This is a genomic window from Luteibacter sp. TLI7-4A (assembly GCF_056754745.1).
In genome coordinates, this window is sequence record NZ_JBPGWO010000001.1 from 3,307,664 (window position 1) to 3,320,538 (window position 12,875).

Consider the following 12,875-nt stretch of genomic DNA (forward strand, 5'->3'; position numbering starts at 1 on the left):
AGCCCCAACCTTTATGGCTTCCGCTCCACCGTCATCGCGCCGCCACCGGGAGCGCGTGCCTGCACGCCGCGGTCATAGAGCGATTCGACCAGGGCCGGGGGTATGACGAACTTGCCTGCGTTGGTCGCCTTGATCCGGTAGACGAACTCCTGCACGTCACGGCTGGCGTAACCGTAGACGACCACGCGATCTTCGCGGACATCGGCGTACTCGGGTTTCCAGGTGGATTCCGGGTTGCCGATCGGCGAGCGCCATGCCGGCGCCTCGTCGCCCTCGCCAACACCCTCGCCCTGGACGGGTTCATCCCCTTCGGTCCCCTCCTCCGCCGGCGCCGTCTCGTCGGAAGAAGCCGTTGCCGCCTCCGACGGTGCCGCCGTGTCGAGCACGGGCTCGAATCCGCCGGGCAGCAGGTCGACGATCGCGACGTTGTCGACGCCTTCGTCCTTCGTCGCGCGGATGCGCAAGTGCACGTCGATCTCGTCGCCGGTACTCACGCTGTCCACCGGCTTGCCCTTGGTGTCCGTATAACCGCGGGTGATCTCCAGGCCATCCTTGCGCGTATCGCTGGCCGGCTTGCGGTCGAAGCCGGTCTGCGCCACGCCGTACCAACCGGTGGAGTCCGCGTCGTTGACCAGCCGGAGACGTTGCGTGCTGGCGGGCCAATGCCCATCGAGGATCGACCCCTTGGGCGCGCCGATCGACGTGACCGTACCGTTCGCCGCCACCGCACCGATCGAAAGCCCGGCAAGATCGCCCGCATCCTTCGCCCACGCGTCCAACGCGAGGATGATCATCGCCGAGGAGAGGGTGTTGTAGTGCCCGCTGCCCAAAGGACGGACCAGGTTCTCGACCGTCTCCGGGGGCAGGGCTTTCGCCAGATCGGGAAAGTGCTTCGACAGCAGGTAGAGCACCGTGGCGTCGCGAATGGGCGCATCGTAATAGTCGCCGTAGATGTACGGCTCGTCCGTGGGCTTGCGCACCAGGATCTTGCGCGGCCCGGCGATCAGGTCGCTGGCCAGGCGATCCTGGTGGAGCAGCTTGTACGAAGCCGCCAGCCACGCGGCGGCGAGGTCGTTCTTCCACTCGTTCGCATGCACTTCCTGCAGGCGGCGCTGCAGGGAAGCGAGGTCGTTCGTGGTGACATTGCCCTGCCGTGTCAGCAGGTAGATGGCGTATGCCCGCTGGCGCATCTCCACCAGCGAATCGCCGCTGTCGTTGGCCGCGATCTGGCGGAGAGCCTCGTCGGCCGAGGCCAGCATGTCGCGCGGCACGGTCACGCCACGATCGCTCGCCTCGACGAGGTAATGCACGGCGTAGTCGGTGGCGAAGGTGTGCATATCCGGCGTCGCCGTCCACAGGCCGAATCCGCCTTGGCCGTTTTGCCTCGCGCGCAAGGTATCGAACAAGGCGGCGACCGGGTCGGACGGGGGCGGCGCATCACCGGACATCCGGGCGGGCTTCACGTCGCCGAACTCGGGGTGCTGCCCGAGGATCAGGGCGGGCATCGCCGCGCTGATCACCTGTTCGGTGCAGTAGTGCGGGAAGTCCACGAGATACGCGGCAAGTCCGCGCGCCAGCACGACCGGCACGGTGGAGAAGGCCACGTCGCGCTTGGCGTACTCATCGTGCATGTCGCGCAAGCCGGTCACATCGCCACGCGAGTGCGCATCGACATGGCCGAAGGCGAGATCCGTGCGCATGGGCGATGCGGGACGCACCGACAGGTCGACGCCCTGCTTCGCGGACTTGCCGTTATAGGATGCCGTGAAGCCCAGGTTGCCCGAGCCCAGCTTGTCCGTCGCGCGCACGCGGAAAATCGCCACGCCCTCGCGCATCTCGCCAAGGTTCAACGTCCTGGTCGCGTCACCCACGATCTGCAACTGCGGGCCCAGCTTGAGGCCGACCGCGACAGGCACTTCCTTCCCGCCCAGGCCGGTCAGGTTGTTCGCCACGCCAACGCTGATTTCCGCCTCGTCGCCCGGGGCGAGCGTGGTGGGCACGTTCGGTGACAGGACGAAGTCGCCGCGGACCGTGGTGGCACCTTCGAACGTGCCGATGCGGTCCGGCGACACGCTGATCGCCATGACTCGCAGCTTGCCGTTGAAGTAGTCGGGCACCTTGTAGGCCAGGTCGCGCGAGCCGTCGATGTCGACGATGCCCGACCAGTACGCCACCGGCTTGTCCCGCTTGCGCCGGAACGGGTTCAATTGGCGGCCGATCGCGCCATCGGCATCGCCACCCGGCGCGGCCATCGCCATCAGTTTCTGGAAGTCGGGAATGATGAGATCGAGGATCTGCGAGGTGGACACTTCGAGCATGCGCTTGCGGAAGAAGTACTGCAGCGGGTCACCAAGCTTGTAACGAGCCACTTGCAGGATGCCTTCGTCCACCGCGAAGACCACGGCGCGTGTCGGATGGGGCGAGGTGACGTGGAAGGTCACGGTATCGCCTGGCTTCACCAGGGCCGGGGCCTCCACGGCGATGCCATTGCGGCGCGCGTCCATGTTCACCGAGAACGGCACCACGCCGAACGACAGCGGACTCATGAATATCTCGTCCGACGAAGGATCACGGACGTATTGCACGTTGATGTAGCCGTTGCCTTCGAAGTCCGCGGGCACGGTGATGTGCTGCACCGTGCTCGTGGTGTCGGCGTGGAACCAGGTGTGTGCGTAGACCTTGTCGCGCTCGATGGTGATGAGGCCGCTACCGGCATAGGGAGCGCGAATGGCGATGTCCACCGCCTCGCCCTGCGCGTAGTCGGTCTTGGACAACGTGAGCTGCAGTTCGGCGTTGCGTTCCAACGACCGGGAGACATTGCCCTCGCCGGCGACCGACCACGCCACGCGATTGACTTCCTTGCCGTTGGCATCCTTCACCACCAGGGCGAAATTGCCCGGCTTGTTCGTCGGCAGTGCCACGTCGATCCCGGCCGCGGGGATGACCAGGGGGGTTTCCGACAACGTCGATTCGCGCGCCTTCGATTCATACTTGAAAACGCCCGAATCCTGCTTCGTGAGCACGGAGACGTAACGCGTCTCCACGATCGCCTGCTTCAGCCCCGGCAGGTCCATGCGCTTCGCAGTCGGGTCGATCGCCACGAGGTTGACGCTTCGCTTCGCATCGCGGCTCACGTAGTCGAGGTTGTCGACGGATTTATACCCGACGAGCCAGTCGTTCGAGGACACCATGCCCTGCGTGGCCGCGGCGACACTGCGCCCGCCTTCCGCTTCATGGGCCTTGGCGAGGAAGTACAGTTGATAGGTGGCGTCGGCGTACTTGGACAGGTCCAGCGCGAATTCGGCGTGGCCCTTGTCGTCGGTCTTCACGTCGGCCAGCTTCTCCTCGAAACCTTCCTTCGCCCGGCGCACGTCGTAGAAGTGGTAGTCCTTGTAGCTCGGGAACGAGGGAAACGCCGGGCGCAGGGTAAGCGAGCCCTCGACGCGGCGATCCGCGGCGGGTGTGCCGAACAGGTTCCGCACGTCGACCAGCGCCTTCAGCTGCGCGGGTTTGACCCAGCCCTCGGCCACCGCCGTGGAAAGTGCCGCCGAGACCTTCATCCGGTCCGGCTGGAATTCCTTCACCTGTACGGTGGTGCTGCCGATCTGCGAGTACGGCTTGCCGTCCTTGGCGATATACAGGTTCACCGTCCAGTTGCCCGTCGGCGAGGTTTCGGCCGTGGTGTGATCGAGCTCGGCGAACCCCGCGGCATCCATGGCGACCGTTTGCTGGCGCACCGTGGTCCCGCGCGGGTCCACCACCTCGGCGATCAACGGCATGCCCGCGACGCTTCGCGTCCAGCTGTTGGCACGCACGATCATTCCCACATGGAAGAGGTCGCCCGGCCGGTAGATGCCGCGATCGGAGAACAGGTATCCCGACAGCTGGCCCTGGCTGTGTGCGTTCGGCTCACCGCCGATGTCGAAGCGGGAGAAGTCCAGGGTGCGGTCATACGAGGTCACCGGCAGGAACGACAGGTCGTCCCCCTGGCGCACCACGTACATGGCCGGTGCCTTCTCTTGAGTGAAGCCCTTGAGATTGGCGAAGTGCGCGCGGCCATCCGCCCCGGTGTTCTGGGTGAACAGCGTGCTGCCGTTCTTCGCGATGACCGCCACGGAGGCGCCGCTCACCGGCGATCCGCTGCGGATGGATTGCACGAAGATATCCTGGCTACCGTCGAGCGACTTCTTGGCGATGACGCCGAGATCGGTGATGACGACGAGACGCTCGTCCTTCGGCCAATCATAGGGAGCGGTGTCGCTGTCGTCTTCGCCAGCGGCATCGGCCACCGCGCTATCCGCATCCCCTCCCGCCTCGCGGGCCGCCGCCTCTCGTGCGGCCTTTTCACGACGTTCGCGTGCTTCCTGCTCCGCCTTGGCGTCGTAGCCGGATAGCTTGAGCAGGAAAATGCCGCGTTTGCCGGCGGCCAGGTACTGGCCCAGGTCGAAACCTTCGTAGTGCGCCTTGCCGGGTCCTTCGTCCGGGAAGGAAACCTTCTTCACGAAGCGATCCACGATGTGATCCGGAGTGAAGCCGTACATCTCCGGTTTCGCATAGCTGCCCGAATTGAGCGACACCAGGTGCTGCAGCTGGTCAGGCAGCACGCGACCGACCTCCACGCGCATGCCCGGGATGTTGCGCGATACCACCGAGACACGGCGATCGCCGCTGAGCGAAAGCAGGGAACCATCCGCCATGAAACGAAGCAGGCGTGGATAGTCCGGAACGGTGAGCATGTCGGCCCGCGCCTTGGGCATCACGTAGCCACCGAACGAGGTCATGCCCTTGTCCACGCGCACGTAGATACGCTGGCCTGGCTGGGCGTGGTAGCGGAAGCTCTGGGTTTCCGACCAGTCGTTCTCGGTGGGCACCACCTCGGGCTTGAGTTGAGTGAAGGATCGCAGGTCGGCATCGCCCACTTGCGAGACCGAATAGTGCTTGTCGTCCCCTTCCGGCACGGCCCATACGTGCAAGCGCTTGGCCAGCTCGTTATCGCTCACGGGGCCGCCGAAACGCATCACCACCACTTGTTCCGGCTCGAACCGCTCGTTATCCACCAGCGTGGCCGAGACCTCGTCCAGTTTCAGGCTGTACTGGCCGGGCACGCGCACCGACGTCGCCAGTTCCTCCTGCGTTCCGTCCCCACCACGGCTGCTGCGCACGCCATCGTCCAGCTTGACGCCCACGGCACCATCGTCCCGGGGCAGCTGCAGCGGCTGCGAATGCACGAAGGCGTTAAGACGGCGCTCGTCGTAGGTGACACTGAACTTCAAGGCGGTCCCGCGCTTCTCCTCGCCATTGCGCAGGTCCAGCGACAGGCGCTTCTCGAACTGCGCCGCATCCACGGGATAATTGAAGCCGAACTGGACGATCGTCTTTTTCTTCGTCGGGTCCTGCGGATCCTGATAGAACTCGCCGTTGACGACCTTCGCGGTGAAGGGCGCGGTGCTGAAGCTGAAATGGTCGTCGGCCAGCAAGACCTGCGGCGCGAACACTTTCGCCTTGTCGAAGCTCACATCGATCCTGCGGCCCACCGGCCAGTCGCCGGCCGGCACGAAACGCAGTACACGGTCGTTTTCCCACGCCCACTGGCCGGGCAGTTTCGGATCCATGGCGATGCCATCGGTCACCGGCTTGCCCAGCGATTCCAGCCGGGCCGCCGACCCAGAGAAGGTCACGGTAAGGGGATGGATCGTCACGGGGACATGTTCGTAATCGCTGATCGCCGGCGCTGGCGCCTCGAAGCTCACCCGGTCCGGTTCCGCGGGCCTGGGCCTGTTCTGCCACCACTGCCAGCCGAACCATCCGCCGGCGACCAGCAGCAGGGTTCCGGCGACACTGCCGGTGAACTTCAGCGGATGGCTGCGGGCGACCCGGGCGGTCGCCGGCATCCAGCCGGGTGCGGACCAGGCCATGTTGCCGAAAATGGGCCTGAACAACCGGCCCAGCAACCAGAACAGGCCACGCACGAGGCGCGCGGGCAACAGGGCGATGAAACGAAGCAGATCCATGTGTCCCTTCCGATCCCATAAGATGATGGCGCAGTCGCCGCCGTGCCGCGGATACGGCAAGGCCCGTCCCCCGCATCCACGGTGAACCGGCCTTCGCTTCGTATCCCCAATGACAATGCTGCGCGCGAACCGTGTCGCGGCTGCGACGGAATTCTGGCACAGCGCGGGACACGATCGGGGCTTTTTGCGGGCGCTTTGCAACGATGCGACCGTTTTGCAATGGAACGATTCTGAAAATGCTTACCGATTCGATATGACGTGATCCGCCTCACGCATGCCGCGTAACGGCATGTAACGGGCAAGGACATTGCGCTATGGTCGCTACATTCGCCGACAACGTGAACCTATGAACGACGACGCGACGGGTCTGATCGAGGGGGCGATCGCCACGGGCGACCACGAATTTCGTGAGTTGGCCGACTTCGCACCCGTGATGATCTGGCGATCGGGGCCGGACAAGCTCTGTGACTGGTTCAACAAGCCCTGGCTCGAATACACCGGCCGCGACATGGCCGCGGAACTGGGCAACGGCTGGGCCACGGGCGTGCATCCGGACGATCTGGAACGTTGTCTCGAAACCTATGTGGACGCGTTCGACGCGCGCAAGCCATTTTCCATGGAATATCGCCTGCGCCGGCACGACGGCCAATACCGCTGGCTGCTCGACAATGGCGCGCCTTTCCATCGCGGTGGGGCGTTCGCGGGCTATTGGGGCAGCTGCGTGGACGTGTCCAACCATCGCGACGCTGAACGCGCCCAGCGCATCGTGATCAACGACCTGAACCATCGCATGAAGAACGTCCTCGCGGTGGTCCAGGCCATGGCGATGCAGAGTTTCACCGACGACCGTCCGCTGGACATCTCGATGAGCGCCTTTGGCAGCCGCCTGCGCGCGCTGGCACGCGCGCACGACCTGCTCCTGGACCCCTCGCGCAACGACCTTACCCTGCACGGGGTGATCCAATCCGCCGTCGCCCCGCACGACCCGGGAAAGGCCCGGATCACGTTCGAGGGTCCGCCCCTCGTGCTCGACCCGGAAGCCGCCGTGGCGATGGCCATGGCTATCCACGAACTGCTGACCAACGCCACCAAGTACGGCGCGCTGTCCACGCCGTCGGGCACGGTGTCGATCGCCTGGACGTACGTGGAGACGCCGGAACCGGGCAAGGCTCGCCTGGAATGGAAGGAGCGCGGCGGTCCGGCCGTCGCCGCCCCCATGAGACGCGGATTCGGCACGCGCTTCATCGAACGGGTGCTGTCCGGCCAGTCGCGCGGCCAGGCCGCCATCCGCTTCGAGCAGGACGGTGTTCGCGCCATCTTCGAAGCCGCCGCGGGACCGCCCTGGTCCCCTCAGCCCAGGAAGAATGCCCCGGGTTGAATAAATGTCGGTCGCCCTTGTCGATAAGGCCGGGTGACAATCGACGTCTCCATGAACACCGGGAGTCCTTCCCGGTGACCAAGCAAGGAGAACGGCGATGCGTTTCATGGTGATCGTAAGGGCGACCGAGGCTTCCGAAGCCGGCCAGATGCCGAGCGAGGAAATACTCACGGCCATGGGCAACTACAACGAGGAACTGGTCCGGGCGGGCGTCATGCTCGCCGGGGAGGGCCTCCACCCCAGCAGCAAGGGCGCCCGTGTGCGTTTTTCCGGCGATCGCCGCGAGGTCGTCGACGGTCCCTTCGCGGAAACCCGCGAACTCATCGCCGGCTTCTGGCTTATCCAGGTGCGGTCGCTCGACGAGGCCATCGAGTGGGTGAAGCGCGCGCCCAACCCATTCGAAGGCGAATCCGAGATCGAGATCCGCCGCATCTTCGAGGCGGAGGATTTCGGCGCCGAGTTCACGCCGGAAGCGCGCGCGCAGGAAGAACGCCTGCGCGCCGAACTCGCCTCGCATCATTGACCCACGACAGACGGAGTTCGTCATGAAGATCCAGCCTTACCTCTTTTTCAACGGCACCTGCGAAGCGGCTTTCCGATTCTACGAGAAGGCGCTTGGCGGCAAGATCGGCGAATTGCATCGCTTCAAGGACATGCCGCCACAGGAAGGATCCGGCGACGACGGCTGCGGCGGCAAGTCGCCGGAGGCGCTCGCGGCCATGGGCGAGAAGGTCATGCACGTGAACCTTACCGTCGGCGACCAGACGATCATGGGATCGGACAACCCCGACGATTCCGGGAACGGCATCCAGGGCGTCGCCATCACGCTGGGCTTCACCGATGTGGAACAAGGCCGCAAGGTATTCGAAGCACTCTCGGAGAAGGGCGACGTGCAGATGCCGTATGGCGAGACCTTCTGGGCCAACGGTTTCGCCATGTTCAAGGATCAGTTCGGAGTGCCCTGGATGATCAACGCCGGCGACAAGCCCAGCCCGTGAGGAACCAACCATGCAATTCCTGATAATCCGCAAGGCGGACAGCGATAGTGAAGCCGGCGCGCGTCCCACGCGCGAACTCATCGAGGCGATGGGCGACTATGTGGACACGCTCGCGGCCGAAGGCCGTTTTCTCGCCGGCGAAGGCTTGAAACCCAGCCGCGAAGGGGTGCGGGTCACCTTCGGGCCGGACAGGAAGGCCGTGATACAGGATGGCCCCTTCACCGAAACGAAGGAACTGGTCGCCGGCATCAGCATCATCGAGGCCGGGTCGATGGACGAAGCCGTCGACTGGGTGAAAGGCTGGCCTGTGGAAGATGCGCACGGCGATGCCGTGGTGGATATCCGGCCGATCGGTTGCCCCGGGGGCCTGGGCGGCTTTGGCGATCCCAGCGAAGCCGATTCCCCCAAATCCCGTTACGTCGTGATGTTGAAGGCGAACGAGCGCAGCGAAACCGACTGGAACCCCGGCCCCGAGATCCTGGGCCGCATGGTGGAGGCCAACCGCGCAGGGCACGAGGCCGGATTCCTCATCGCGGGACATGGACTGTCGTCCAGCCGTCACGCCAAGCGGGTCGGCTTCAGCAAGGGCAAGCCGACGGTGTTCGACGGTCCCTTCGCGGAGATCAAGGAGATGGTCGCCGGCTTCTGGGTGCTCCGTGTCGACAGCCTCGATGAAGTCATCGCCTGGACGGAAACCTACCCGTTCCCCGACGGCGACGATGCCCGGCTGGAAATCCGCGAGCTCTACCGCATGGAAGAACTGATGCCCGTGGCGTCCTGATTGCCGCAACGCGGCTTGCCACGCATGACGGCGGATGCTGTCATGCGTGGCCATGACGAAACACGATACCCATCGCGCCATCGATGCGATCTGGAAGATCGAGTCGCCTCGCCTGATCGCCACGGTCGCGCGCATGGTGCGCGACCTCGACCTTGCCGAGGAACTGGCCCAGGACGCGCTGGTTTCCGCCCTGGAGCAGTGGCCGCGCGACGGCGTGCCGCGAAATCCCGGTGCATGGCTGACCCAGGCGGCGAAGCACCGTGCCGTGGATCGCATCCGGCGCGAGCGCATGGCCGGCCGCAAGCTCGAAGCCCTCGGCAAGGACATGGAAGGCCTGCTCGAGTCGGACGACGACCGCCTGATCGACGCACTCGACGACGACATCGGCGACGACATGCTGCGCTTGATCTTCACGGCCTGCCACCCGGCGTTGTCGATCGAGGCGCGCGTGGCGTTGACGCTTCGCTTGCTTGGCGGCCTGACCACCGACGAGATCGCACGCGCCTTCCTCGTCCCCGAGGCCACGGTCGCCCAGCGCATCGTGCGGGCCAAGCGCAGCCTGGCGGATGAAGCGGTGGCCTACGAGGTGCCTCGCGGCGATGCCCTGAAGGAACGGCTCGCTTCGGTGCTGCGCGTTATCTACCTGATCTTCAACGAGGGATACGCCGCCACTACCGGCGGCGACTGGATGCGTCCCGCGCTCTGCGATGAAGCGCAGCGGCTGGGCCGCATCCTCGCCGAACTGATGCCCGGGGAAGCGGAAGTCCATGGACTGGTCGCGCTCATGGAAATCCAGGCATCCCGCGCCGGCGCACGCACCGCGCCCGATGGACAACCCATCCTCTTGCTCGACCAGGACCGCCGTCGCTGGGACCGCCTGTTGATCGGCCGCGGCCTCGCCGCACTGGAACGCGCCGAACGCCTGGGTGGCGCGCACGGGGCCTACGCACTGCAAGCCGCTATCGCGGCCTGCCATGCACGCGCCACGCGTGCCGGCGATACCGATTGGCCGCGCATCGCGGCGTTGTACGCCGAGCTCGTCGAGGTGGTGCCTTCGCCTGTCGTTGAACTCAACCGCGCGGTGGCCGTGTCGATGTCCGAAGGACCGGACGCGGCCTTGCCCATCGTCGAGGCGCTCATCGGGGAACCCGCGCTACGCGACTATCACCTGCTGCCCAGCGTGCATGGCGACCTCCTGTTCCGCCTCGGCCGCATGGACGACGCCCGCGAAGCGTTCCTCCGCGCGGCACGCATGACGCGGAACGAACGCGAACGCGCCTTGCTCGAATCGCGGGCCCGGGCCTGCACGTCCGCGACGCCCGGTTGAGCCTGCCGACAACGGTGCGCACGGATTCCCGAACCGTGCTAGCCTGCATCGCAAATGCAATGCAGGAGCGCGCCATGAAGACCGCCACCATCCCTTCGATCCGCGTGGAACCGGCTTTCCGGGAGAAAGCCGAAGATGTCCTCGGCAAGGAGGAAACCTTGTCCGCCTTCGTCGAGACCGCCATGGCGGAAGCCATCGAACGGCGAACCATGCAGCGTGAATTCGTCGCCCGCGGCCTTGCCTCACTGGCGCAGGCGGAACGGACCGGCATCTACCACACCGCGCAGAGCGTACATAAGGAGGCCGCCGAGCGAATTGCCGCCGCGCGACGAAAGAAAGGAAAGGAATGACTTACGAGGTTCACTACACGGATGGCGCGCGATCCGACCTCCTCCGCTTCACCGACTTCCTCGCCGGCCATGATCCGGACCTGGCCGAACGGGCGCTCGCGACGCTCGTGCGCGCCGTGCGGATCCTCGAGGAATTTCCCTACACCTGCCGCAAGGCAGAGGCGAACAATCCCTTCCTCCGCGAACTCGTGATTCCCTTTGGAACGCACGGCTACGTGGCGCTCTTCCATATCGGCAAGGAACACGTCGCGATCGTCGCCATCCGCCACCAGCGCGAGGACGACTACTTCGCCTGATCCGCGCTCAGTGCGTGATGTCGATCTTGACGTTGGTGCCGTCGGGCACGTCCTGCAACTGTTGCAGTACCGAACCCGTCAGTTCGAAGTGCTCCTTGGCCGGCACGGGATTCAGGTTCTCGACCGTGTACTCGCCCTCGGCGAAGACCGGCAAGGTGATATAGGTGTAGCACTCGCCATCCGCGCGGATTTTTCCCGCTTCGATCAGCGCTTCGACCAACGACGGCAGCAGCCAGTCCTCGGCGATTTCCTCGCGAAGCAGGTTGTTGAATCCCGGCACGCTCTCGGCGACGCGCTCGATTTCCGCGGTACCTGTGTTGAGCCAGAAGATGCCGCCTTCGTCCGCTTCGTAGAACATGTCGCCCAGCGCCGTGAACAGCAATGGCGTGAAGGCGTCGCCGATGCGCCAGCGCCAGGATTCGGCGAGCGCGTCGATGGCCTCCTTGTCCGGCGTGCAGATGAGGTCGTTCCAGGAGAGGGCCATGGGGGCGCCTTTTTCGATCGGGGAACCCATTTTAGGCCTTCTCCGCACGCGATGCGTCAGGCCAGCCGATAGCGCTACGCGTCCGGCGCGTCGTCCACGGCCCGGTTCACCGCGCGCACGAAGGCGGCTCGCGCCTTGGCCTGTGCCTCGTCCGTCGCCACGGGCCACGCGGCCAACTGCACGATGACGAGGTGCCGCTTCGGGTCCACGTGCAGCAACTGGCCGAAGATACCGATGCCTTCGAAGGTGCCGTCGTCGTACGTCCACCACTGATAGCCGTAGCCACGACCCTTCACGCCGATGTCGGCGTGCGAGCGTGTCGCGTCGTCGAGCCAGCCATCCGCGAGCACCGCCCTGCCGTCGGCCATGCCTCCGTCGAGCAGGAATTGGCCCAGCCGGGCGTAATCGCCCAGGGTGGCGGACACACCGGAACCGCCGGCCTCCGTACCGTCCACATCGTCCTTCAGCCAGAGCGCATCGGCGGCCATGCCATAGGGCTTCCAGATTTTCTCGGAGAGGTACGCCGCCAACGTCTTGCCGGTCGCCCGTGTGACGAGGATGCCGATCAGATCGGTCTCCCCTGTCTTGTAAGCCCAGCGTTCGCCGGGCGCGAACTCCCTCGGCAACCGTGACATGTACGAGACCAGCAAGGGGACACCCGACTGGCGAGCGCCTTCGTACATCATCGCCACATCCGAATGCGGATCGCTGTAATCCTCGTTCCAGCGCACGCCCGAGGTCATGGAAAGCAGCTGCCGGATCGTCACGTCGCGATACGCGCCCGTGGCCAGTTCGGGGATGTACCGTGTCACCTTGTCGTCGAGGCTGTGTATCGCACCGTCGCGCAAGGCGGCGCCAACCAGGGTGGAGGTGAACGACTTGGCCACGGAGAACGATGTCCAGCGAGTGGCGGGACCGGCGCCGAGGCCGTAGCGTTCAAGGCGTACCCGTCCATCCTCGACGACCATGACACCCGCCAGATGGTGGGCGGCCATGTAACTTTCGAGTGTCGAACCATCTTCGAAGCGCGGCGACAGCGGCGCGCCCGCGGGTAACGGATGCGCCTTGCCGTGCCGCACCACGTTGTTCGCGTAGTGCGTTTCCATGGCACGGAACGCCGCTTCGCGCTGCGGCTGGTCCCAGAACAGCACGTCGGTACGGCGCGCATGTGGCGCCGCGCATCCCGCGAGGAACAACAGCGCAAGCAACAACCCCAGGCCCGGTGGGAGCCGAAACCCAAGGCCTGGTGG

The 12,875-nt window shown here is 65.4% G+C and carries 10 protein-coding genes; 7 read left to right on the plus strand and 3 right to left on the minus strand.

The genetic code is table 11. The features are described 5' to 3' along the window. Positions 1 to 11: 11 nt before the first annotated feature. Positions 12 to 6,011, minus strand: a complete 6,000-nt coding sequence (locus ACR9Y6_RS14580) for an alpha-2-macroglobulin (protein ID WP_481281926.1) — start codon at positions 6,009 to 6,011, stop codon at positions 12 to 14. A gap of 346 nt (positions 6,012 to 6,357) precedes the next feature. Between ACR9Y6_RS14580 and ACR9Y6_RS14585 the strand changes: the two genes are divergently transcribed. The 7 genes from ACR9Y6_RS14585 (at position 6,358) to ACR9Y6_RS14615 (ending at position 11,141) form a co-directional block, all read left to right on the plus strand. Continuing rightward, positions 6,358 to 7,389, plus strand: a complete 1,032-nt coding sequence (locus tag ACR9Y6_RS14585) for a sensor histidine kinase (RefSeq protein ID WP_481281927.1) — start codon at positions 6,358 to 6,360, stop codon at positions 7,387 to 7,389. Positions 7,390 to 7,486: 97 nt separating this feature from the next. Continuing rightward, entirely contained in the window at positions 7,487 to 7,912 is a 426-nt protein-coding gene (locus ACR9Y6_RS14590) for a YciI family protein (RefSeq protein WP_481281928.1), read from the plus strand. 22 nt (positions 7,913 to 7,934) lie between these two features. Continuing rightward, on the plus strand, positions 7,935 to 8,387 hold the full coding sequence (locus ACR9Y6_RS14595; protein WP_481281929.1) for a VOC family protein: 453 nt from the start codon (positions 7,935 to 7,937) through the stop codon (positions 8,385 to 8,387). A 10-nt stretch (positions 8,388 to 8,397) separates the two neighbouring features. Beyond that, positions 8,398 to 9,168 (plus strand): YciI family protein, encoded by a 771-nt coding sequence (locus ACR9Y6_RS14600; RefSeq protein ID WP_481281930.1) that lies wholly within the window; start codon positions 8,398 to 8,400, stop codon positions 9,166 to 9,168. Between the two features lie 52 nt (positions 9,169 to 9,220). Continuing rightward, positions 9,221 to 10,495, plus strand: a complete 1,275-nt coding sequence (locus ACR9Y6_RS14605; RefSeq protein ID WP_481281931.1) for an RNA polymerase sigma factor — start codon at positions 9,221 to 9,223, stop codon at positions 10,493 to 10,495. Between the two features lie 74 nt (positions 10,496 to 10,569). Further along, positions 10,570 to 10,845, plus strand: a complete 276-nt coding sequence (locus ACR9Y6_RS14610; protein WP_481281932.1) for a YlcI/YnfO family protein — start codon at positions 10,570 to 10,572, stop codon at positions 10,843 to 10,845. Further along, complete coding sequence (locus tag ACR9Y6_RS14615; protein WP_481281933.1) at positions 10,842 to 11,141, plus strand: type II toxin-antitoxin system RelE/ParE family toxin; 300 nt, start codon at positions 10,842 to 10,844, stop codon at positions 11,139 to 11,141. Before ACR9Y6_RS14610 ends, ACR9Y6_RS14615 begins: the two co-directional genes overlap by 4 nt. A gap of 7 nt (positions 11,142 to 11,148) precedes the next feature. Here ACR9Y6_RS14615 and ACR9Y6_RS14620 read toward each other — a convergent pair whose 3' ends face one another. After that, positions 11,149 to 11,625: a T6SS immunity protein Tdi1 domain-containing protein gene (locus tag ACR9Y6_RS14620; protein WP_481281934.1), complete on the minus strand. Its 477-nt coding sequence runs from the start codon at positions 11,623 to 11,625 to the stop codon at positions 11,149 to 11,151. A gap of 74 nt (positions 11,626 to 11,699) precedes the next feature. After that, the gene (locus ACR9Y6_RS14625; protein ID WP_481281935.1) at positions 11,700 to 12,833 is read right to left on the minus strand and encodes a serine hydrolase domain-containing protein; all 1,134 of its coding nucleotides are present in this window, start codon (positions 12,831 to 12,833) and stop codon (positions 11,700 to 11,702) included. Positions 12,834 to 12,875 lie beyond the last annotated feature (42 nt).